The organism is Roseixanthobacter glucoisosaccharinicivorans (assembly GCF_043195095.2).
Lineage (GTDB): Bacteria > Pseudomonadota > Alphaproteobacteria > Rhizobiales > Xanthobacteraceae > NCEH01.
Map to the genome: position 1 here is coordinate 820,862 of NZ_CM195538.1, position 22,375 is coordinate 843,236.

Below are 22,375 nucleotides of genomic sequence, written 5' to 3' on the forward strand. Positions count from 1 at the left end.
GCCCGGGCGGGACCTTCGGCCGCGCTTGTGCTTGCCTCCCACAAGGCATGCAAGAACTTAAGGCAATTGCATTTCATTTGAGCAATGCTGGCGCACTTTACCGGAACCTCTTGGTGCGGGCGCGGTTTTTTCTGCGAGGGGAAAATCCAAAGCAGGAGGAATGCATGCCTCAGAATTGGCGCGCCGACGATGATCGGCACCGCAACGATGATCGGTACGGTTCCGATTGGCGCAATGAGGACAGTTTCCGCAGCGGCCCGCGCGGCGGCAATGATCGCGAGGCCTATGCCCGTGGCCGGGACCAGGGCTATCGCGATGATCACGGACGTGGCGGCGAGCGTTATTTCTCGTCCGAGTCCAGCTATGGCAACCGCCCCGGCTGGCGCGACCCTTCCGGCGCCCGCGAGGCGGGGCGCTACGCGGATTACGGCAATGGTCCGAACCGCGATTACGGGCGTGGCCCGTATGAAGATTACGGCGCCGGGCGCGGGCAGGGCTCTCGCGGGCAGGACTCGCGTGAGACCCATTATTTCGGCGGCGGCACCTATCCGCGCTCCGATTTCTCTTATGGCCATGCGCGCGACGAGGACGAGTCCTATCGCTTCTCGCGGGACCGCCAAGCCCGCCGGCCGGATTGGGGCCGTGAGGAATGGGGCATGTCCGGGCCCCAGCAGACCGGGCGCGGCGGTTATGGTCGTGAGGGTTATTACGGCCGGGACGGCTATTCCAGCCGCGAGGGCTATTATGGCGGCGAACGGGGTCGCGACCAGGATCGCGGCCTTTGGGACCGGGCGAGCGACGAGGTTTCGTCGTGGTTCGGTGACGAGGCGGCCGAGCGGCGCCGGCGCGAGGATCAGTATCGCGGCCGTGGCCCCAAGAACTACAGCCGCTCGGATGATCGTGTCCGCGAGGATGTGAGCGACCGTCTCACCGATGACTGGCAGGTGGATGCCTCCGAAATCGAGGTGACCGCCAATGGGGGAGAAGTGACCTTGACCGGCACCGTCTCCGACCGCGCCCAGCGGCGTCGGGCGGAGGATGTGGCCGAGCAGGTTTCCGGCGTCCGCCACGTGCAGAACAATCTGCGGGTGCGCGATATCTCCTCCGGCCTCGGCCAGGGCAATGCCACGCAGGGCTCGGGAACCAGCACCTCGCATCAGGGCACGATTTCTCAGGCCGGCGGCACCCAGACCAGCGGGACCCAGGCGAGCGTCCCGGGCACCGTGAAGCGGTGAGACTGCCGCCTCAGGGGCTTGACGCCCTTGCAGCAGAACATCGTCATGCACGGGCTTGTCCCGTGCATCCACGCGGCCCCGCTGGCCCAGCCTTTCAAGGCCGGCACAGGCGGCCCGGCGTAGATGGCCGGGACAGGCCCGGCCATGACGAACGGTGACAGGACTCCTGTTCTGCAAAAAGAAAAGGGCGGCCCTCGGGTCGCCCTTTTTCGGCATGAGGTTTGCTTGTCTCTGCGTGGAACGAGGGAGACCGGCCATGTCCGAGAAAGTCATCAGCCTGCGCGGGACAGCCCTGCCGCCCACCGCGCCCACGCCGAACCCGACCGTGGTTGCGGAGCTGGAGCGCCTGCTGGAGGCCGCCCGCGCCGGCGAACTGGTGGGGCTTGCCGGCACCTTCCTGCATAAGGATCACAATGTGACCTATGCCTATGCGGGCAGCGTCGGCGGCTATGGGATGATCGGCGGGCTGGCGTGCCTCAAGGCGCGGCTGGTGGCCCGGCAGGAATGGGACGGCTGAGGGGCCCGCGCCGACGCTCTTGGTTCGATCCATATTCGTGGCTGCAGCAGAGCATCGTCATGCACGGGCTTGTCCCGTGCATCCACGCGGTTCCGCCGGTACCAGCTTTTCGAGGCCCGCGCGAGCGGCCCGGCGTGGTTGGCCGGGACACCCCCGGCCATGACGACCGGTGAAAGCAAGACAATATCCCGCACCTGCCGTTAGGAGCCTCGACGATGCACCACGCCGTTGGAGGTCGATCGGTCCTAGAGCGTTTTCAGCAAAAATGGATTCCGGTTTTGCGTTAAGAAAACGCGTCAAAACAATAGCCTAGAGTCCGTTGGGCGAACCGGTGTTGGTCGAAACAGCTCTAGGAATTGGGCTGGCCGGCGCGCCGCAGCCGCAGCGGCCGCGCCGCGATGGCCAGAAGCGAGCGATAGCGGCGCCGCGCATCGCTAACCGTGCCATTGTCGCCGATGGCGGCTTCCTGCAATTCGGCGAGCGCGAACGGGCTCGGCTCGGCGGGCAGGGCGATCACTTCCGGCACCGCGTCCAGCAGATCGAGCAGGTCGTGGGCGGTGAGCGCCGAGAGCGCCTGGCCCATGAGCCGGCATTGATAGGCGCGGCGCTCGGGGGACAGGCGCTCCCACGGTTCGAGCAAGGGATAGCGGGCGCGCGCGGCCGCGTGAGCCTTCTTCGCCATCCGCTGCACCAGATCCGCAGAAACCATCGCACCCTCTTCGCGCCGCATGCGGTTGCTCGCACGCACCTGTCGCATATCCCTGCCCCACAGGCACCTCCGCACGATGGGGCACGGGGGTTTCCGGACTCTTTCCAGCCACGCCATTGCGCCTTGCCCGGCCGGCCGATCCTGTGGCTTGGTCAATGAAAGGTTAGCGCCGGCGCGGCGCGGAGCGAGGGACGGCGGTCATGAATCTTCGGTATCTTCTTGTTTTCGTGGCGTGTTTTTCCCTCCTCGCGATCGCCGGCGCCAAGGCGCAGGGCACGCCGGCGCCGCGGTCGCTGGAGGTGCTGCGCGCCGAGATCGACCGGGTGGACGGCGAAGTGCTCGCTCTGCTCAATGCGCGGGCGGCTATTGTCGCGGAAGTGGGCGCCGGCAAGGCCACGAGCGGTGGCCCGGTGTTCCGGCCCGGACGGCAGGCCGCGCTGCTGCGTCGCCTGCTCTCGCGCAATGCCGGGCCGCAGACGGCGCAGACCCAGACGGCGCAGACCCTGGTGCAGGTCTGGACCGCCATTATCGCCGGCTCGATTCTTCAGCAAAAGCCGGATTTCCGCGTGGCCGTGGCGGGGGATGGGGACGAGGCGCGCCTCGCCCAATCCTTCTTCGGCGCCGCCATTCCCCAATCGCGTTTTGCTAAGCCCGCCGAAGCGCTGGAGGCCTTGGTGTCGGGACAGGCCGATGCCGCCGTTCTGCCGGCCGGCGGGTCCTGGTGGCTGGATGTGCCGCAGGGCGTGCGCATCGTCGCCGCCGCGCCTTTGCTGCGCGCGAAGGATGCACCGGCCGGGGCGTTGATCCTCACCCGTTCCGAGGGCGATCCTTCCGGGGCCGACCTCATGCTGGTGCGCCTGTCCGGCGCCCCGCCCGCGGGCGGGACGGTGCTCGCGCGTGCGGGCGCGAACAGCCTCGTCGCTCTGCCGCCGGCGAGCACGGTGCCCCCCGGCGCCACCGCGCTCGGCCTCATGGCGGCGCCGCTGACTTCGAACCCGTGAGCGGACGTCCGCGATCTCACGCACGCGCGGCAGAGGATTCATCTTCGAATATTCGGCCGAACCTGCGGTGTCATCGCCCGAAAAGCCGCCGCGAAGTCCCACGAATCCGAAATTCGTCTGCGCTAAGCCATTGTTTCACGTGAAACATTTTTATAGAGCGGGCCGTCGCGGCTTCCGTCCCGGTTGCGCGAAAGCGTGCGTCGATGCGGGGCGCGGAGTGCCTTCTTCCGTGACGCGGGCGCGTCCGCGCGCTATAGGATGCCGCAAAACGCGACGGGAGACGAAGTGATGGCCGTAAAGCTCGCTGATCTCAAGGTGAAGCTTTTCACCGATGGTGCCGACAAGGCGCAGATCGTCGAGATGGCGAAGCAGGCCCATATCGCCGGTTTCACCACCAATCCCTCCCTGCTGCGCAAGGCTGGCGTTTCCGACTACGAGGCCTATGCCCGCGACCTCGTCGAAGCGGTGCCCGACCGGCATATTTCCTTTGAGGTGTTCTCCGACGAGATCGAGGAAATCCGCGCTCAGGCCCGCGTGATCGCCACCTGGGGCACGCATGTGCACGTAAAGCTTCCGGTCTCCACCACGCGCGGCGAGACGCTGTATGAGCTGGTGCGCGATCTGGTGCAGGACGGGGTGAAGGTGAACCTCACCGCCATCTTCGCCGTGCCGCAGGTGGAATTGGGCGTGGCAGCGCTGGCCGGCGGGGCGCCCTCCATCATCTCCGTGTTCGCCGGGCGTTTGGCCGACCTCGGCATCGACTATGTGCCCGCCATCTCCAAGGCGGTGGAACTGTCCCGCGCCACGCCGAATGTGGAAGTCATCTGGGCCTCCACGCGCGAGGTGTGGAATGTGATCGAGGCCGACCGCCTCGGCTGCCACATCATCACCGCCCCGGCCGATGTGCTGAAGAAGCTGCCCGCGCTCGGCAGCAGGACCGCCGAGGAATTGTCCCTCGATGCGGTCAAGGCGTTCCGGGCGGATGCTTTGGCCACTGGCCTGACGCTGGATCTGGCCGGCCGCCGCGCCGCCGAATAGGGGGCACGCAGCCGGTATTCTCCCGCCCCATGGGGGCAGGCGCATTGCGCCTTCCCCTCCCGGTGTTACACTTCGTGCCGAAGCGACATTTTGACCGCAGGTGCACGAAGCTGAAAACCGGCACGGGTACAGGGCGGCGAGGGGTTTGAGATGAGGGACGAGACGCACGGGTCCGATCGGGACCCGGAGCGCTCTTGCCGGGAGAGCGAGGCGGAGCCTTGCTTTTCTTCCATCCGCACCGCCTTTGGCGGGGATGTGGCGGAAGCGGTGGTGCCTGATCCAGGCCCGCAATCGGACCCGTGTGCCGAAATGCGCGCGGACGCGCCGCCGCCGGACACCGCGCCTGCTTCTTCCGCGTCCGTTTCTTGCGCGCCAACCGTTGCAGGTGCGGCGTCGCAGCCGCGCACCGCGCAGCCGGGGCATGCCGGCAGCCGTGGCCCCGCGCGCCCCGACGATGCCTGCGGCCCCGAGGGCAGCGAGGATGCGCGCGGCCCGGCACTGGCCGAGCCCGCCTCCTCCCAGGCCCATGCGGGGGAGGGGCAGCAGGCCGTTCCCTCCTGCGATCGCATCTATGCCGCCCTTGATCTCGGCACCAACAATTGCCGGCTGCTGATCGCCCGTCCCACCGCCCGCAACTTCCGGGTCGTGGATGCCTTTTCGCGCATCGTTCGCCTGGGCGAAGGGCTCTCCGGCAGTGGGCGTCTCGGCGCCCCGGCCATGGGGCGGGCCATCGCGGCGCTGGAAGTGTGCGCCGGCAAGATCGCCGCACGCGGCGTCTCGCGCGCCCGCATCATCGCGACCGAAGCCTGCCGGGCGGCGGAGAACGGCGCGGACTTCTGCGCCGAGGTCGAGCGCCGCACCGGGCTCGTGCTGGAAGTGGTGGACCGCCGCACGGAAGCCGGCCTTGCCGCCTCCGGCTGCGCACCGCTGGTGGACCCGACCTGCGACGGCGCCATCCTGTTCGACATTGGCGGCGGTTCGACCGAAGTGGTCTGGCTCGGCCGCCGCGCGGCGGGCGACGACGGACCGCCGCGCGCCCGCATCCGCTCCTGGGCCTCCATGCCAGTGGGGGTGGTCTCGCTGGCCGAGCGCCACGGCGGTGTGAAGGTGTCCCGCGCGCTGTTCATCAAGATGGTGGACGAGGTGCTGGAAATGCTGGAAGGCGTGCGTCAGAGCTGGGGCGTGCGCCCGCCAGGCCGCATCCATTTGCTCGGCACGTCGGGAACGGTGACGACGGTCGCCGGCATCCACCTCGGTCTCGAGCGCTATGATCGCGCCCGCGTGGACGGCGCCTGGCTCCATGCCCGCGACATCAATGAGGTGGTGGACCGCCTCGTGGACATGTCGTTCGAGGAACGGGTTTCCAACCCCTGTATCGGTGCGCAGCGGGCGGATCTGGTGCTCGCCGGCTGCGCCATCATGGAAGCCGTGCGGGAAGCTTTTCCCACGGATCGGCTGCGCGTCGCCGATCGGGGCTTGCGCGAAGGCATGCTGGTGCAGTTGATGCGGGCAGACGGGGCCTGGCGTCGCCATCGGCCCCAATAGGAGCATCGCGTGACCAATCCAACCCGGGGCCCGGATGGGCGGCCGCTGAAAGTGCGCGTGAAAAACGCCCGCAGCCGCACCACCTCCTCGCAGAAATGGCTGCAACGGCAGCTCAACGACCCCTATGTCGCCCGCGCCAAGCGGGAAGGCTATCGCTCGCGCGCGGCCTACAAGCTCATCGAGATGGACGAGAAGGCGCACCTGCTCAAAAAGGGCATGCGCATTGTGGATCTCGGCGCCGCCCCCGGTGGCTGGAGCCAGGTGGCCGCGAAGAAGATTGGCCTGGAAGAGGGGCGCGGCAAGATCGTCGCCATCGACCTGCTGGAGATGGAGCCGGTGACCGGCGTGATCTTCGAGCAGCTCGACTTCCTGGACGAGAAGGCCCCGGCGCGGCTGCTGGAATTGCTGGACGGGCGGGCCGATATCGTCATGTCCGACATGGCCGCCAACGCCACCGGCCACAAGAAGACCGACCACATCAAGATCGTCGCCCTGGTGGAACTCGCGGTGGAATTCGCCCGGCAGGTGCTGGCGCCCGGCGGCACGTTTCTGGCCAAAGTGATCCAGGGCGGCACCGAAGGCGTGCTGCTGGCGGACCTGAAGCGGGATTTTTCCTCCGTGAAACACCTCAAGCCGGCCGCGAGCCGGGCGGATTCGGCGGAACTCTATGTTCTGGCGACCGGTTTTCGCGGCAAGGCCGATCCTCTGCCGGGCGAGGAGGGCTATGCGCCCATCGGGCAATCCGCCGACTGAGGCTTTTCGCTTCGCACCGGCCTAATGGCTGATCATCCAGGGCCGGGCCGAGGGAAAGCTCTTGGCGCCGTTTTGGGCTGTTTTGGTGCGGCTCTTCATCTTGCCCGAACAGCAGCCGCAGCCCGCCCCGTGCTTGGTTGAAGCCTGGGCGGCGGCGAACTGGCCGACGCTCATGGGCGCATTGGAACTGCGCTCGTTTGTGGAAAGCGCGGTGCGGCGGCCCGCATCCATATTGGCAAGGCGTGGCGCGCTGAGGATGGCGCGGGGCGAAGAGGCCGCGCAGTCCGGGCAGGCCTGGGGATGGTTGTATTCGCTCATGGGCCGGGTCTGCGTGAAGGGGCCGCAAGCGTCGCACATATAATCATAGACCGGCATCTCGCCCTCGTTTTCTGGCGTTCCTCGCGGGAGACCGGGGCGCGCACGCCCCGGCCGGTGGCGCGTCCGCGATCACAGATCGGGCGAAAGCGGCATGTCGATGGAGCCGTCCAGGAATTTGGTCGGTCCCGCCGCGGTCGGATTGATGTCGAAGTCGAAGATCTCGGTGGGCAGCCAGAGCGTGGCGCAGGCGTTGGGAATGTCCACCACGCCGGAGATGTGCCCCTGCACCGGCGCCGTGCCGAGGATGGAATAGGCCTGGGCGCCGGAATAGCCGAACTTCTTCAGATATTCGATGGCGTTGAGGCACGCCTGGCGATAGGCGACGTGGACGTCGAGATAATGCTGGCCGCCGGCCTCGTCCACCGAAATGCCCTCGAAGATCAGGTAATCCTTATAATTGGGCGTGATGGGCGAGGGCTTGAAGATGGGGTTCTTGATCCCGTACTTCGCCATGCCGCCCTTGAGCACGTCCACCTTCAGATGCACCCAGCCGGCCATCTCGATGGCGCCGCAGAAGGTGATCTCGCCGTCGCCCTGGGAAAAGTGCAGATCGCCCATGGAGAGGCCGCCGCCGTCCACATAGACCGGGAAATAGATCTTCGAGCCGCGCGAAAGGTCCTTGATGTCACAATTGCCGCCATGCTCGCGCGGCGGCACGGTGCGCGCGCCTTCTGCCGCCGCCTTGGCCTTCGCCTCGCCGGTGAGGCGGCCCATATGGGCGGTGGGGCCGAAGGGCGGATTGGCGAGCGGGGGCACGCGGGTCGGATTGGTGGCGATGAAGTCCACCTCGCGCTTGTTCCACGTCTCAAGCAGCTTGGGATCGGGCAGGCAGCCGATCAGGCCGGGATGGATCAGGCCGGCGAAATTCACCCCCGGAATATGCCGGGACGAGGTGAACATGCCTTTGAAATCCCAAATGGATTTCTGCGCCTGGGGGAAGTGGTCGGTCAGGAAGCCGCCGCCGTTCTTCTTGGAGAAGAAGCCGTTGAAGCCCCACTGGCTGTCCGGCATGGCGCCGATGTCCAGCAGGTCCACCACCAGCAAATCGCCCGGCTCGGCCCCCTTCACCCCGATCGGGCCGGAGAGGAAATGCACGATGGACAAGTCGATGTCGCGCACGTCGTCGGCGCTGTCGTTGTTCTGGATGAAACCGCCGGTCCAGTCATAGGTTTCGACAATGAAATCGTCGCCGGGCTTCACCCAGGCCACCATGGGAATATCCGGGTGCCAGCGGTTGTGCACCATGTCGTTGTCATAGGCGGACTGGTTGAGATCGACCTTAATCAAAGTATCGGCCATGGACAGCTCCCAGCTTGCTTGAGTCTCTTGGGCGAAAAGGAGAATTTGGGCGGATGGATGGGGCGAGGCGGGCGCCTCACACCGAAAGGAATTTGGCGACCTTGGCCTCGTCGATGTCGGCCCGCAGGTCCTCGTGGACGATCGAACCGTTCTCCAGCACCAGCACGCGATCGGCGATATCGAGGGCGAAGGAGAGGACCTGTTCCGAGACAACGATGGAGAGGCCCTTCTCGTCGCGGATGCGTTTCAAGGTGCGTGCCATCTCGCGGATGATGGAGGGCTGGATGCCCTCGGTCGGTTCGTCCAGCAGCAGCACCTTGGGCTTGGTCGCGAGCGCGCGGGCGATGGCGAGCTGCTGCTGCTGGCCGCCCGAAAGGTTGCCGCCGCGCCGGTGCTTCATGTCCAGAAGTACGGGGAACAACTCGTAAATATCGCCAGGCACCTTGCTGGCGCCGGAGGCGACGAGGCCGGTCTCGATATTTTCCTCGACCGTCATGGCGGAGAAGATCATGCGGCCTTGCGGCACATAGGCGATGCCTTTCGCCACCCGTTCATAGCTTTTCAGCGCGGTGATCTCGCTCTGCGCGAGGGAAACCATGCCGGAGCGGGTGGGCACCACGCCCATGAGCGATTTCATCAGCGTGGTCTTGCCCATGCCGTTGCGGCCCATGATGGCCACGATCTCATTGGGCGCGACGGTGAAATTCAGGCCGTGCAGCACCTCGCTCTGCCCGTAGGAGACGACGAGGTTGGATACGTCGAGCATTTTTTCGCCCTCTCAATGGCCGAGATAGACTTCGATCACCTTCGGATCGGCCTTCACCTTGGCCATGGATCCTTCCGACAAGATCTTGCCCTGGTGCAGGACCGTGACCTTGTGGGCGATGTCCTCGACGAACTTCATGTCGTGCTCGATCACGATCACTGAACGGTCCTTGATGATTGTGTTGAGCAGCTCCGCCGTCTTCTTGCGCTCGGCAACGCTCATCCCGGCCACGGGCTCGTCGAGCATCAGAAGCTCGGGGTCCTGGATCAGCAGCATGCCGATTTCCAGCCATTGCTTCTGCCCGTGGCTGAGGAACTCGGCCTTGCGGTTCAACTGGTCCGCGAGAAAGATGGTCTCGGCCACGTGCTGCACCCGCTCGCGCACCTCCGCGTCGCGCTTGAAGGCCAGCGCGCCGAGCACGCCGCGACCGCGGGGAAAGGAGATTTCCAGATTCTCGAAGACGGTCAGGTCGTCATAGATCGACGGATTCTGGAACTTGCGGCCCACCCCTTTGCGGACGATCTCGTATTCCTTGAGTTTTGTCAGCTCCGTGCTCTTGAACTTGACCGAGCCGGAGGTCGCCCGGGTGCGCCCGCAGATGAGGTCGAGCACCGTGGTCTTGCCCGCGCCGTTGGGGCCGATGATGACCCGGATCTCATTCTCATCCACGTAGAAGGAGAGGTCGTCCACCGCCTTGAAACCGTCGAAGGAAACGGTGAGCCCCTCCACGGCGAGGAGGAAGTCGGGCGCGATCTGGTCGATGATGGGAGCGGCATTCATGGTTCGGTCTCCTCACTCGGCCAGGGTCGGGGCGGCGCCGGGCGCGGCATCGGCGCCCGGGCTGCGCTTGCGGGCGAACAGCGCGTCGATGCGCGGCTCGACATAGGTGCGATAGAGGCCTGCGAGACCGTTCGGGAACAGCAGCACAACGGCGATGAACAGCCCGCCGAGGCCGAACAGCCAAAGCTCCGGGAAGCTTTCTGAAAACGAAGTCTTGGCCCAGTTCACCAGCAGCGTGCCGTAGACCGCGCCGAGCAGCGAAAGGCGCCCGCCCACCGCCGCATAGATCACCATTTCGATGGAGGGCACGATCCCCACGAAGGAGGGCGACATGAAGCCCACCTGCAAGGTGAACATGGCTCCGCCCACACCGGCCAGCGCGGCCGCGAAGCAGAACACGAAGATCTTGTAGCTGGCCACGTCATAGCCGGAGAAGCGGACCCGATCCTCCTTGTCTCGCATGGCGACCAGGATGCGGCCGAGCTTCGAGCGCCGGATGAACTGGCACAGCAGGATGCAGCCGATCAGCAGCCCGCCGTTGACGAAATAAAGGATGGTCTTCGCGCCATCGGTGCGAATGTCCCAGCCGTGCAGGGTGCGCAGGTCCGTGATGCCGTTGATGCCGCCGGTATAGCCCTGCTGGCCGACGATGAGGATCGTCACGATCGCCGCCATCGCCTGGGTGATGATGGCGAAATACACCCCGCCCACGCGCCGCTTGAACATGGCGAAGGCGATGATCAGTGCCAGGATCGCCGGCACCAGCACCACGGCCGCCAGCGAGAAGCCGAGCGACTTGAAGGGAACCCAGAAGAAGGGAAGGTCGGTGATCTGGTTCCAGTCCATGAAGTCCGGGATGCCGGGCGTGGACTGGATTTTCGTCGCTTCGGGGCTGGACGCCTCGAGCTTGAGATACATGGCCATGCAATAGCCGCCGAGGCCGAAGAACACCCCCTGGCCCAGCGAGAGAATGCCGGCATTGCCCCAGCACAGCACCAGGCCCACGGCGACGAAGGCATAGGTGAGATATTTGCCCACCATGTTGAGGCGGAAGGGATCGAGGATCGCCGGCAGGATCACGAATAGCAGGGCGGCCAGGATCAGGATGCCGATGAGATCCTTGGAGCGCAGGGTGAAAGGTTCGCTTTGCATGCCGGGCTCCTCAGCGGCGGACTTTGAGGACGAAGAGGCCCTCGGGACGCACCATCAGGATGCCAACGACCACCATGAGGGTCAGCACTTTCGCCATGGATCCGGACATGAAGAATTCCATGGTCGACTGGGCCTGGGAGATGGTGAAGGCAGATGCGATGGTGCCGAGCAGGCTCGCGGCGCCGCCGAACACCACCACCAGGAAGGTATCGACGATATAGAGCTGGCCTGCTGTCGGACCCGTGGAGCCGATCATGGTGAAGGCGCTGCCTGCGATGCCGGCGATGCCGCAGCCGAGGCCGAAGGTCATGCGGTCGACCCGCTCGGTATTGATGCCCACCGCGCCCGCCATGGTGCGGTTCTGCATCACGGAGCGCACCTGCAAGCCCCAGCGCGAGCGATACATCAGCAGATAGACCGCGGCGGCGATCAGCGTGGTGAGGCCCATCACGAACAGGCCGTTGATCTGAACGTCGATAGTGTCGGTGACCGGGAGCGAGCCCATCATCCAGTCGGGCAGCTCGACGCCCACTTCGCGCGCGCCGAAGATGGACCGGAACGCCTGCTGCATGATGAGCGATAGCCCCCAGGTGGCGAGCAGCGTGTCCAGCGGGCGCTTGTAGAGGAAGCGGATCATGCTCCACTCCACCAGCATGCCGAGGGCACCGGAGGCCAGGAACGCAATCGCCATGGCGACGAAGAAGTAGATGGGAAAAAGGCTTGGCAGATAGGTTTGGAATAATTGAGACGTCAGATAGGTCATATAGGCGCCGAGAATCATGAATTCTCCATGCGCCATGTTAATGACACCCATCTGGCCGAAGATGATGGCCAGCCCCAGCGACATCAATACAAAAACAGAAAACAAAATCAGGCCTGCGAAGGCCTGCATGGCGAAGATGGAGCCAAGCTCTCCGAGCGAATATCCCAGCATCAAAGTATCCCCGCAGCTCTTGCTGCCGCTCAATTCATGACGGAAGACAGTGCGGCCGAGGCGTGGCCGGGCCGGATCGCGACGAAGGAGGGGACGGCGACCCCCTGACCCGGCCGCCGCCCCGCTTCCGCTCGCTCGTCGTTCAGGACGAGCGGGAGATCATTGGTAGCCCTTGGGGAAGGGGTTGGGCTCCACCAGTTCGGCGGTCTCGAAGACGACGTCGTACTGGCCGTCGGGGCGGGCCTTGCCGACGCGGGTCTTGCTCCACAGATGGTGATTTTCGTGGATGCGCACATAGCCTTCCGGCGCCTTGTCGAAGGCAACGCCGGGGGAGGCGGCGGCGATCTTGTCGATGTCGAACGAGCCCGCCTTCTCGGCCGTAAGTTTCCACAGCCAGGGACCCAGATAAGCCGCCTGGGTCACGTCGCCGATGACGATCTTGTCGCCATAGGTCTTCTTGAAGGCTTCAACGAACGCCTTGTTGTTGGGATTGTCGAGCGACTGAAAGTATTTCATGCAGGCGAAGGCGCCAGCGATATTCTCGCCGCCGATGCCCAAAATCTCGTCCTCGGTGACCGAGATGGTGAGCAGGGTCTGCTTGGACAGGTCGATGCCGGCGGCCTTGAGCTGCTTGTAGAAGGCGACATTGGAGCCACCGACGATGATGGCGTAGATCACGTCCGGCTTCGTCAGCTTGATCTTGTTGATCGCCGAATTGAATTGCGTATGCCCAAGTGGGAAATATTCTTCTCCCACGACCTTAAGCTTGAGGAAATTTTCAATGTGCTTACGGGCGATCTTGTTGGACGTGCGCGGCCAGATATAATCCGATCCGAGCAGATAGAAAGTCTGCGCCCCGCGCTCCTTGACCACCCAATTGAGGCCAGCGATGATCTGCTGGGTCGCTTCCTGGCCGGTATAGATAACGTTCTTGGATTGCTCCAGTCCTTCGTAGAAGGTGGGATAATAGAGCATTCCGTTGTATTGCTCGAACACCGGGAGAACCGCCTTGCGGGAGGCGGAGGTCCAGCAGCCGAAGACCGAGGCGCATTTGTCCTGTACCAGAAGCTTCTTAGCCTTCTCGGCGAAGGTCGGCCAATCGCTCGCTCCGTCCTCCTGAATATACTTGATCTTGCGGCCGAGGATGCCACCCGCCGCATTGATCTGGTCGATGGCGAGTTTTTCCGCCTGGACCGATCCGGTCTCGGAAATCGCCATGGTTCCTGTCACGGAATGCAGGATGCCGACCGTGACTTCAGTATCGGTGACTGCGAGTCCTGTTGTATTTACGGCTGAAGTGGCCGGCGCCTGGGCATGGGCGGCACCGGAAAATAATGTCGTTGCGGGGATAAGAGAAGCAAGAGGCAGCGCGGCTGCGCCTTTCAAGACATCCCTGCGCGTTGTGTTCATCTTGATGTTGCGATCATCGCCACCCGACATAAAGGTCCCCTCCAGCGCAATACAAAGCGAAGACAGGGCCGAATAGGCTCCTGCGTGGGTTCCATGGTTCCGGGAATGATGCGACGCAGCAATACGGTGATTGACGTATATGGCACCGCGAGGAAACCCTTATTATCGGTTTTGTGGGGAGGTTTCCCGCATGCGTTTTAATTCGCGCGCGGGCGCGCGCGCCTGTAGCGTGCAGGCGCTACGCGCGTTTTTACTTAAGTTTCGGGAATATTGGGGAAACGTAGAGAGGAAAGGGCGTAATGCTTGGAGATTGATCAGGGCGATGTAGAAAGCGCGATAAATTCAGTCACCCATCGGAAAATAGGCTGTGGCATAATGAATTATCTTGGGGTGGAGTCCCGGGTCTTCATGGCACCGGCTCCGCCTGTCAAGTGTTGCCGCAGGCGGCGGCCGCGGCAAGCGGACGAGGCGATGAGATGATGACGCGGTGACGCCCAGCCCGGGACCGGGCGTGGCGGCAGGGGATTTCAAAAAGGGCCGGGGACCATATGGCCGGGGAACAGCGGATCGTTCGGGTTCGACGCCAGTACAACAAATGGGTCGTCAACGAGACCCTGGAAGACTATGCCCTGCGCTTCACCGCCAAGAGCGCGCGGCGCTGGTCGTCGTTCCGCGTCGCCAACACCGCACTCGGCGCCATCTCCTTCCTGGCGCTGGAAGCCATCGGCGGGGCCATCACCCTGTCGTTCGGCTTCACCAATGCTGTCGCCGCGATCCTGGTGGTGAGCGCGATCATCTTCGCGGCCGGTTTCCCAATCTGCTTTTATGCCGCGAAATTCGGCGTCGATATCGACCTGCTCACGCGCGGCGCGGGGTTCGGCTATATCGGCTCCACCTTCACCTCGCTGATCTATGCCTCCTTCACCTTCCTGTTTTTTGCCATCGAGGCGGCCATCATGTCGCTGGCGCTGGAGATGTGCTTCGGCATTCCCCTGGCGCTCGGCTACATCATCAGCGCTTTGGTCGTGATCCCCCTGGTCACCCATGGCATCACGCTCATCTCCCGGTTTCAGATGTGGACCCAGCCGGTTTGGCTGGCGCTGCACGTCATCCCGCTGGCCTATATCGCCTTCACCCACGGCGGAGATCTCTCCGCCTGGACCGGTTTCACGGGGCGCCTCGGCCCGGTGGATGGAAGCTTCTCCTGGCTCGCGTTCGGCGGGGCGTCCACGGTGGTGTTCGCTCTCGTGGCGCAGATCGGCGAGCAGGTGGATTTCCTGCGCTTCTTGCCGCGCCGGGAAGCGGGTAACCGGTTCAATTGGTGGGGCAGCCTGCTGGCGGCCGGACCGGGCTGGATCGTGCCTGGCGCGCTGAAGATGATGATCGGGTCGTTTCTCGCCTATCTGGCGCTCCAGCACGGTGTTGGCCTGGACCATGCCGCCGAGCCGACCCAGATGTATCTCGTCGCCTTTGGTTCCATGTTGCCCTCGCAACAGGCGGCGCTCGCCTTCACCGGCATTTTCGTCATCATTTCCCAGCTCAAGATCAATGTGACCAATGCCTATGCGGGCTCGATCGCCTGGTCGAACTTCTTCTCACGCCTGACCCATTCCCACCCCGGCCGCGTGGTGTGGCTGGTGTTCAATGTCGCCATCGCCCTGATGCTGATGGAACTCGGCATCTACAAGGCGCTGGACGAGATCCTCGGACTCTACGCCATCGTCGCCATCGCCTGGGTGGCGGCGCTGGTGTCGGATCTCGTGGTGAACAAGCCGCTCGGCCTCTCCCCGCCGAACATCGAGTTCAAGCGCGCCCATCTCTACGATATCAATCCGGTAGGGGTGGGCTCGGTAGCGTTGGGCACGGCGGTGGCGGTGCTCGCCTATTCCGGGCAGTTCGGCCGCATGCTCCAGGCGTTCGCACCGTTCGTGGCGCTCGCGGTGTCGTTCCTCGCGGCGCCGGCGATCGCGCTCGCCACCAAGGGGCGCTATTACATCGCCCGCCAGCCGAAGGTGCAATGGCGCGGCAAGGGCACGATCCGCTGCTGCGTGTGCGAGCACAAGTTCGAGCACGAGGACATGGCCCAGTGCCCCCTCTATGCGGGTCCCATCTGTTCGCTCTGCTGCTCGCTTGATGCCCGCTGCCGCGACCGCTGCAAGGAGGATGCGCGCGCCGCCGACCAGATTCTCGCCTTCCTGGCCGCCACCTTGCCGCATTGGGCGGTGAAACGGCTGAATTCGCGTATCGGCCATTATATCGCGATCCTGGCGACGCTGGCCTCGCTCATCGCCGCGATTCTCGCCATCATCTATTTCCACGCCACGTTCGAATCCCCCGCCTATGGGGAGGCGATCCGCACCACGCTGTGGACGGTCTATTTCGTCCTGATCATCGTGGTCGGGGTGGTGGCGTGGCTGTTCGTGCTGGCGCAGGAAAGCCGTAACGTGGCGCAGGAGGAAAGCCAGCGCCAGACCACCCTGCTCATGCGCGAAATCGAGGCCCACAAGCGCACGGACGCCAAGCTCCAGCGCGCCAAGGAGGTGGCGGAGGCGGCGAACCTCGCCAAGAGCCGCTACGTGGTCGGCATCAGCCACGAATTGCGCACCCCGCTCAACGCCATCCTCGGCTATGCCCAATTGCTGGAGCGCGACACGACCATTCCCGCCGGCCGGCGCGACGCGATCCGTGTCGTCCGCCGCAGCGCCGAGCATCTCTCCGGCCTCATCGACGGGCTGCTGGACATCTCCAAGATCGAGGCTGGCCGGCTGCATCTGAACCGCGACAAGGTCCGCATCCACGAATTGCTGGATCAGATCGTGGATATGTTCCGCTTGCAGGCGCAGGCCAAGGACATCGACTTCCGCCACACCCGCTCGGACCGGCTTCCGCCACTGGTCTTCACCGACGAAAAGCGGCTGCGGCAGATCCTCATCAACCTGCTCTCCAACGCCATCAAGTTCACCGCCGCGGGCCATGTGGCACTGCGGGTCTCGTTCCGCAACCAGGTGGCCGAGTTCGAGGTGGAGGACACCGGGCTCGGCGTGGCCGAAGAGGACCGCCTGCGCATCTTCGAGCCGTTCGAACGGGGCGGGCGCGCCGGCACCTATAATACGGCCGGCATCGGCCTCGGACTGACCATCACCAAGCTGCTCACCGAGATCATGGGCGGTGAGATCGTGCTGAAGAATGGGCCGCAAGGCGGCTCGATCTTTGCCGTGCGCCTTCTGCTGTCGGAGGTTTCGACGCCCGACGACGCCGCCCCGGCCGAACGGCGCATCACCGGCTATCGCGGCGAACCGCGCACCGTGCTGGTGGCGGACGACGATGCCGCCCACCGCGACCTGATGTGCGAATTGCTGCGGCCGCTCGGCTTCGTCGTCTTCACCGCCCCGGACGGCGCCGCATGCCTGGAACTCGCCGCGCAGGTCCAGCCGGACCTTGTCCTGCTCGATATCGCGATGCCCGGCCTGAACGGATGGCAGGCCGCCCGTCGTCTGCGGGCCAAGGTGGCGCCGGGCGCCCGCATCATCATGATTTCCGCCAATGCCGGCGACACCGGCCGGCCCGAGGTGGAAGGGCGGCATCACGACCAGCAGATCGCGAAGCCTGTGGACCTGCGCCATCTGCTGGAACATTTGCGCGGCCTGCTGACCCTTGACTGGATCTATGACGGCGATCCACCGGCCGCGCCCGCACCGCCGCCGGGCGAGATCATCGCGCCCGCCAACCGCCATATCGACGAACTGCTGAAGCTCGGCCGCATCGGCTACGTGCGCGGCATCCAGGCCAAGCTCCAGGCGCTCGGCGAGGAATCACCCGACCATGCGGAATTCGTCGCCCAGATGAGCGACATCGTCCGCAGCTTTGATCTCAACCGTTACATGACCGTTCTGGAGGGCCTTCGCAGCGATGATGCATAGCGCCAAGCGACGCGACATCGTCCTGGTGGTGGACGATAGCCCGGAAACCCTGAGCCTCCTCACGGACGCGCTGGAGGAGGCAGGCATCACCGTGCTGGTGGCGGTTGAGGGCGCGAACGCCCTCGCCCTGGTGGAGCAGATCACCCCCGACATCATCCTGATGGACGCCATCATGCCCGGCATGACCGGCTTTGAGACCTGCCGGGCGCTGAAGACCAACAAGGCCCTCGCCCATGTGCCGGTGATCTTCATGACCGGCCTGTCGGAGACCGAGCATATCGTCCAGGGCCTGGAGGCGGGCGGGGTGGATTATGTCACCAAGCCCATCGTGCCGAGCGAGATCATCGCCCGTATGAAGGTGCATCTTGCCAATGCACGCCAGACCCAGGGCGCGCAGGTGGCGCTGGATGCCGCCGGCCGCTTCCTGCTCGCCGCCAATCTCGACGGGCGGGTGCTTTGGAGCACCCCGCAGGCGACCCGCCTGATGGCGCAGATCGCCCCCGCCCAGCCCGGCGAAGGCTTCGTGCTACCCGATGCGGTACGCCAATGGCTTGAAGCCTGCCAGACCTCTGATGCCGCACAGCGCGATGGGATCGACCTGTCACGCCTCGCGGATGCGCCTCGCACCCTGAAGCTCGCCTATGTGGGCCAGATCGGCGGGCGCGAATTCCTGCTGCGGGTGATCGAGGAGGCGCCGGCCAGGGACGAGGAGATCTTGCGGCGCGCGCTGTCGATCACCCAGCGCGAGGCGCAGGTTTTGATGTGGATCGCGCGCGGCAAGGCCAATCGCGACATCGCCCAGATTCTTGGCCTCAGCCCGCGCACGGTGAATAAGCATCTGGAACAGATCTACGCCAAGATTGGCGTAGAGAATCGCGCTTCCGCGACCGCGCTGGCCGTGCGGGCGCTCTCCGGCACGTGAAAAAGGCGCCCATGGGCGCCTTTCGAACCGCCGAACGGCGTGCCGGATCAGCGACCCCAGCCTGGCGGAACGCCGTGGCGGGAGATCGCATCCACGATTTCCCGCTGGCGCCGATCGGACCGCTTCATATGCACCGCGATCACCGCATGGGCGGAGGGGACGGCGAAGAACAGCGGAAAGATCAGGCCGAGCAGTATACACGGCACGATCATCACCAGATTGAGGATCGCCGACACAGGCTGCGCGTTCAGCAGCAGGCCGAGCGGGGGAAGCAAGGCGGCGACAATGTAAATCATGGGTGTTGACCGGCGCTCCGAGGAACCATGCTTCCATATGGGGGAGATCCTGGGCGCTTCAAGATTGCGCGCCCATGTCGCTGCGGAAATGCGCCGTTTCCGCCCGGTTCCGGTTCTGGTCACGAGGCGAGTCGCGACGCCTCGTCCTCGCGCCGGGCGGCGATCCATACGCCGGCACTGTCCACGATGCCCGGTCCGGCGGAAAAACCGGCCTTGGCGAGCAGGCCCCGCAGCGCCGGCAACGCGCCGCGCCCGGCCGCGCGCGCCACATGCACCAGCATCCAGCCGCCGCGCCGCACGAAGCTGCGGTTGCGCGCAATTGCGGCGGCGAAATCCTCGCCCGGTGCAAGGTGGTCGATGATCAGCGCGTCCGCGCCGCCGTGGGCCACCTTGTCGAGATTGCGCGGCGCGCAGCCCACGTTCGTGAAGCCCGACCGCCACAAGCGGAGCGCAAGGTCGAGACTCTCATTGCCGAGCACGACAACGTGATCGCAGGGCCGAAGATGGGCGAAGGCAGCGATTTCCTCGATCGCCCAATTCTGCTTCGGCGTTTCCGCAGCCTTGAGGCCGGCCCGCGGGTCCAGTTTTGGACTAAATGGCTCGGGTTCGATTTCGGCTTCGTCTTCGCAGCGCCGCACGGCGGCGGTGTTGGTCTGGGGCATTGCGCCCTCCTTCGGTGACGCCAGCGCGGGGCGGACCCAACGCTGCGGCAATAAAGATGCAGCAGCGCCCATAAGCGCTCCATCCGGAAGGCCCGGCCTTGGCGTAAACGATCCGTAAACAGGCTGAAGCCTTGCCATATGCCGTACCTGAGGAGGGCAGACAGGTTCGAAAACCGGCCATGGCGGGATTGAAAAAGATGGTCTAAGAGGGCACTCCAAGCGGAGCAAGATTGCCTGCGCCCATGCTTTCCCGCCAGATTCCCCGCGAAATCCTCATTCCCCTGATCGTCGCCTGCGCGCTGTTCATGGAACAGGTGGATTCGACCGTCATCTCCACCTCGCTTCCGGCCATCGCCACGTCGCTCGGCGAGGATCCGGTAGCGCTGAAGCTGGCCTTGACGTCCTATCTGCTGAGCCTTGCGGTGTTCATTCCCGCCAGCGGCTGGGCGGCGGATCGCTATGGTGCGCGCACCGTATTTCGCGCCGCCATCGTGATCTTCACCATCGGCTCCATACTCTGCGGCATGTCCACCAGCCTTTCGGATTTCGTGCTCTACCGCATCATCCAGGGCATGGGCGGGGCCATGATGGTGCCGGTGGGCCGATTGGTTATTCTGCGCTCCATTCCCAAGGCGCAGTTGGTTTCCGCCCTCGCATGGCTCACCGTGCCGGCGCTGCTGGGGCCGGTGCTCGGGCCGCCGCTGGGGGGCTTCATCACCACCTATTTCGATTGGCGCCTGATCTTCTACATCAATGTTCCCATTGGAATATTGGGTATTATCCTGGCCACCCGCTTCATTGAGAATGTGCGCGAGCAGGATGTGCCGCCGCTTGATCTGCGGGGCCTCGTGCTCTCAGGCATCGGCCTTTCGGGCCTTGTGTTTGGCTTCGCGGTGTTCGGACAGGCGCTGGTGCCGCTCTGGTTGGCCGGGGGCGTGACGGCCATCGGATTGATCGCGTTGATTTTTTACGTTCGCCATGCGCGGGTCACGCCGCATGCGGTGCTCGATCTCAACCTGCTGCGCCTGCCCACGTTCCGCGCCGGCGTGATCGGCGCGTCGCTGTTCCGCATCGGCATCGGCGCCTTGCCGTTCCTGCTTCCGCTGATGCTTCAGCTCACGTTCGGGCTTTCGCCGTTCGCCTCCGGCCTCATGACCTTCGCCGCCTCGGCCGGGGCACTGATCATGAAGACCACCGCCGCGCCGATTATCCGCCGTTTCGGATTTCGACGGGTTCTCGTGGTGAATAGCCTGATTTCGGCGGCTTTCATCGCCTCTAACGCGCTTTTCACCCCGAATACGCCAACGTTCGTCATCATGTCCGTTCTGCTCATCGGCGGCTTCTTCCGCTCGCTGGAATTTACCGCCCTGAACGCGATCGCCTATGCCGATGTCGAGCCCGCGTCCATGAGCCGGGCGACCTCGTTCGCCAGCGTCGGACAGCAGGTGTCGATCTCGCTCGGCGTCGCGACCGCCGGCATCATCCTGGAGGTGATGCGCGACTTGCGGGGGGAGACCAATCTGGTGCTGGCGGATTTCACGCCCGCCTTCCTCATTGTCGCGCTGATCAGCGCCTCCTCGGTCATCAGCTTCCTGCGCCTGCCGAAGGATGCGGGGGCGGAGATGGCGGGGCGCAAGGTCTCGCCCGCCGAAAAGGACAGCCTGCCGGACCCGCGCGGCGAGGTGCAGCCGAACCCCTGACCGGCGGCGGCCTGCCGCGGCGGCCGATCATGGACATGATGAATGTCCCCGCCGGCCCCGTGCCCATTGCGCGGGGGGCCATCGCGGGTTTAGGCCGGAGCCAGATCGGCGGTGCGCCCGCCCTCAGGGAGGCTCAAGAACACCATGTCACAGTCCGTCATGATCATGTCCGGCGTGCGCACGGCCATCGGCACCTTCGGGGGGGCGCTCGCGTCTGTCCCACCCACCAAGCTTGGCAGCCTGGCGGTGGCGGAGGCGATGAAGCGGGCGCAGGTGGACGGTGCGGAGGTGGGCACGGTTGTGTTCGGCCACGTGATCGTCACCGAGCCGCGCGATGCCTATCTCAGCCGGGTCGCGGCCATGGAGGGCGGCATCCCCAAGGAGGTGCCGGCCATGAACGTGAACCGGCTCTGCGGCAGCGGCGCCCAGGCCGTCGTTTCGGCGGCGCAGGCGATTCTTCTTGGCGATTGCGAGGTTGCGGTCGCGGGCGGCGCGGAATGCATGAGCCGCTCGCCGCACCTTTTGTCCACCTCGCGCTTCGGCCAGCGCATGGGCGACATGGCCGCCTCCGACCTGATGATCGGCGTGCTCACCGATCCGTTCGGCCATGGCGGCATGGGCATCACGGGCGAGAATGTCGCCGAGAAATGGAACATCACCCGCGCGGCGCAGGACGAGCTTGCCCTCGCCAGCCAGCAGCGGGCCCGCGCGGCCATAGATGAAGGCCGCTTCCGCGACCAAATCCTGCCGGTCACCGTCACCGTTGGCCGCAAGGAAATGGTGTTCGACACCGACGAGCACCCCAAGGCGACCACCGCCGAGACTCTCGCCGGCCTGCGCGCCGCCTTCAAGAAGGGCGGCACGGTGACCGCCGGCAATTCTTCCGGCATCAATGACGGGGCGGCGAGCCTCGTGCTGATGGCCGAGGACCGCGCGGCGCGCTCCGGCAAGAGGCCGCTCGCGCGCATCGTGGGCTATGCCCATGCCGGCGTGGAGCCGGGCGAGATGGGCATCGGCCCGGTGCCTGCGGTGCGCAAATTGTGCGAGCGCACGGGCTTGAAGGTTTCCGATTTCGACGTGATCGAATCCAACGAGGCGTTCGCCGCCCAGGCCTGCGCCGTGGCGCGGGAGCTGGATTTCGACCCCGCCAAGCTCAATCCCAATGGCGGCGCCATCGCGCTCGGTCATCCCGTGGGCGCCACGGGGGCGATCCTGGTGGTGAAGGCGCTGAACGAGCTTCAGCGCACCGGCGGCCGCTTCGGCCTCATCACCATGTGCATTGGCGGCGGGCAGGGCATCGCCTTGGCCATCGAGCGGGTGTGAGGACGCCTCCCGGCCCAGCGACGGCCTTGCCGGAG

Annotated in this window: 20 protein-coding genes; 10 read left to right on the forward strand and 10 right to left on the reverse strand. The window is 65.1% G+C overall.

Annotated elements, in window-relative coordinates; translation table 11 throughout:
* The first annotated feature begins 164 nt into the window (after positions 1 to 164).
* The gene (locus V5F78_RS03445; protein WP_394066541.1) at positions 165 to 1,235 is read left to right on the forward strand and encodes a BON domain-containing protein; all 1,071 of its coding nucleotides are present in this window, start codon (positions 165 to 167) and stop codon (positions 1,233 to 1,235) included.
* A 256-nt stretch (positions 1,236 to 1,491) separates the two neighbouring features.
* Positions 1,492 to 1,752, forward strand: a complete 261-nt coding sequence (locus V5F78_RS03450) for a hypothetical protein (protein ID WP_394066540.1) — start codon at positions 1,492 to 1,494, stop codon at positions 1,750 to 1,752.
* Between the two features lie 349 nt (positions 1,753 to 2,101).
* Here V5F78_RS03450 and V5F78_RS03455 read toward each other — a convergent pair whose 3' ends face one another.
* A complete protein-coding gene (locus tag V5F78_RS03455) occupies positions 2,102 to 2,461 on the reverse strand; it encodes a hypothetical protein (RefSeq protein WP_394066538.1) in 360 nt (119 codons plus the stop codon).
* Between the two features lie 200 nt (positions 2,462 to 2,661).
* Here V5F78_RS03455 and V5F78_RS03460 point away from each other — a divergent pair, with 200 nt between their 5' ends.
* The 4 genes from V5F78_RS03460 to V5F78_RS03475 all read left to right on the forward strand — a co-directional run bounded on the left by V5F78_RS03460 (position 2,662) and on the right by V5F78_RS03475 (position 6,798).
* Positions 2,662 to 3,462 (forward strand): chorismate mutase, encoded by an 801-nt coding sequence (locus tag V5F78_RS03460; RefSeq protein WP_394066536.1) that lies wholly within the window; start codon positions 2,662 to 2,664, stop codon positions 3,460 to 3,462.
* A gap of 288 nt (positions 3,463 to 3,750) precedes the next feature.
* Entirely contained in the window at positions 3,751 to 4,500 is a 750-nt protein-coding gene (locus tag V5F78_RS03465) for a transaldolase family protein (protein ID WP_394066534.1), read from the forward strand.
* Positions 4,501 to 4,770: 270 nt separating this feature from the next.
* A complete protein-coding gene (locus tag V5F78_RS03470; protein WP_394066533.1) occupies positions 4,771 to 6,045 on the forward strand; it encodes a Ppx/GppA phosphatase family protein in 1,275 nt (424 codons plus the stop codon).
* Between the two features lie 9 nt (positions 6,046 to 6,054).
* Positions 6,055 to 6,798 carry an RlmE family RNA methyltransferase gene (locus V5F78_RS03475; protein ID WP_394066531.1) on the forward strand — a complete coding sequence of 248 codons (744 nt, stop codon included), beginning with the start codon at positions 6,055 to 6,057 and terminating at the stop codon, positions 6,796 to 6,798.
* 21 nt (positions 6,799 to 6,819) lie between these two features.
* Here the strand turns inward: V5F78_RS03475 and V5F78_RS03480 are convergent, their stop codons facing one another.
* The 7 genes from V5F78_RS03480 to urtA form a co-directional block, all read right to left on the reverse strand.
* Positions 6,820 to 7,173, reverse strand: a complete 354-nt coding sequence (locus V5F78_RS03480) for an FmdB family zinc ribbon protein (protein WP_394066529.1) — start codon at positions 7,171 to 7,173, stop codon at positions 6,820 to 6,822.
* Positions 7,174 to 7,245: 72 nt separating this feature from the next.
* Positions 7,246 to 8,475, reverse strand: a complete 1,230-nt coding sequence (gene fmdA, locus V5F78_RS03485; protein ID WP_394066527.1) for a formamidase — start codon at positions 8,473 to 8,475, stop codon at positions 7,246 to 7,248.
* Positions 8,476 to 8,551: 76 nt separating this feature from the next.
* Positions 8,552 to 9,241 (reverse strand): urea ABC transporter ATP-binding subunit UrtE, encoded by a 690-nt coding sequence (urtE, locus tag V5F78_RS03490; protein WP_394066525.1) that lies wholly within the window; start codon positions 9,239 to 9,241, stop codon positions 8,552 to 8,554.
* A gap of 12 nt (positions 9,242 to 9,253) precedes the next feature.
* Positions 9,254 to 10,021 carry an urea ABC transporter ATP-binding protein UrtD gene (gene urtD / locus V5F78_RS03495; RefSeq protein WP_394066523.1) on the reverse strand — a complete coding sequence of 256 codons (768 nt, stop codon included), beginning with the start codon at positions 10,019 to 10,021 and terminating at the stop codon, positions 9,254 to 9,256.
* Between the two features lie 12 nt (positions 10,022 to 10,033).
* Complete coding sequence (urtC, locus tag V5F78_RS03500; RefSeq protein WP_394066521.1) at positions 10,034 to 11,173, reverse strand: urea ABC transporter permease subunit UrtC; 1,140 nt, start codon at positions 11,171 to 11,173, stop codon at positions 10,034 to 10,036.
* 10 nt (positions 11,174 to 11,183) lie between these two features.
* Positions 11,184 to 12,107 (reverse strand): urea ABC transporter permease subunit UrtB, encoded by a 924-nt coding sequence (gene urtB / locus V5F78_RS03505; protein ID WP_394066519.1) that lies wholly within the window; start codon positions 12,105 to 12,107, stop codon positions 11,184 to 11,186.
* Between the two features lie 159 nt (positions 12,108 to 12,266).
* Positions 12,267 to 13,517, reverse strand: coding sequence for an urea ABC transporter substrate-binding protein (urtA, locus tag V5F78_RS03510; RefSeq protein ID WP_394066884.1), 1,251 nt, complete (start codon positions 13,515 to 13,517; stop codon positions 12,267 to 12,269).
* A 548-nt stretch (positions 13,518 to 14,065) separates the two neighbouring features.
* Here urtA and V5F78_RS03515 point away from each other — a divergent pair.
* A complete protein-coding gene (locus V5F78_RS03515) occupies positions 14,066 to 17,437 on the forward strand; it encodes a hybrid sensor histidine kinase/response regulator (protein ID WP_394066517.1) in 3,372 nt (1,123 codons plus the stop codon).
* Positions 17,427 to 18,359 (forward strand): response regulator, encoded by a 933-nt coding sequence (locus V5F78_RS03520; protein ID WP_394066515.1) that lies wholly within the window; start codon positions 17,427 to 17,429, stop codon positions 18,357 to 18,359. The genes V5F78_RS03515 and V5F78_RS03520 overlap by 11 nt, the downstream gene beginning before the upstream one ends.
* A gap of 47 nt (positions 18,360 to 18,406) precedes the next feature.
* Here V5F78_RS03520 and V5F78_RS03525 read toward each other — a convergent pair whose 3' ends face one another.
* Together V5F78_RS03525 and V5F78_RS03530 are read right to left on the reverse strand one after the other, a co-directional pair.
* On the reverse strand, positions 18,407 to 18,655 hold the full coding sequence (locus V5F78_RS03525; protein WP_394066513.1) for a hypothetical protein: 249 nt from the start codon (positions 18,653 to 18,655) through the stop codon (positions 18,407 to 18,409).
* Positions 18,656 to 18,774: 119 nt separating this feature from the next.
* Positions 18,775 to 19,317 carry a hypothetical protein gene (locus V5F78_RS03530; protein ID WP_394066511.1) on the reverse strand — a complete coding sequence of 181 codons (543 nt, stop codon included), beginning with the start codon at positions 19,315 to 19,317 and terminating at the stop codon, positions 18,775 to 18,777.
* A 242-nt stretch (positions 19,318 to 19,559) separates the two neighbouring features.
* Between V5F78_RS03530 and V5F78_RS03535 the strand changes: the two genes are divergently transcribed.
* Complete coding sequence (locus V5F78_RS03535; protein ID WP_394066510.1) at positions 19,560 to 21,017, forward strand: MFS transporter; 1,458 nt, start codon at positions 19,560 to 19,562, stop codon at positions 21,015 to 21,017.
* 144 nt (positions 21,018 to 21,161) lie between these two features.
* Complete coding sequence (gene bktB / locus V5F78_RS03540) at positions 21,162 to 22,340, forward strand: beta-ketothiolase BktB (protein WP_394066508.1); 1,179 nt, start codon at positions 21,162 to 21,164, stop codon at positions 22,338 to 22,340.
* The last annotated feature ends 35 nt before the right edge of the window (positions 22,341 to 22,375 follow it).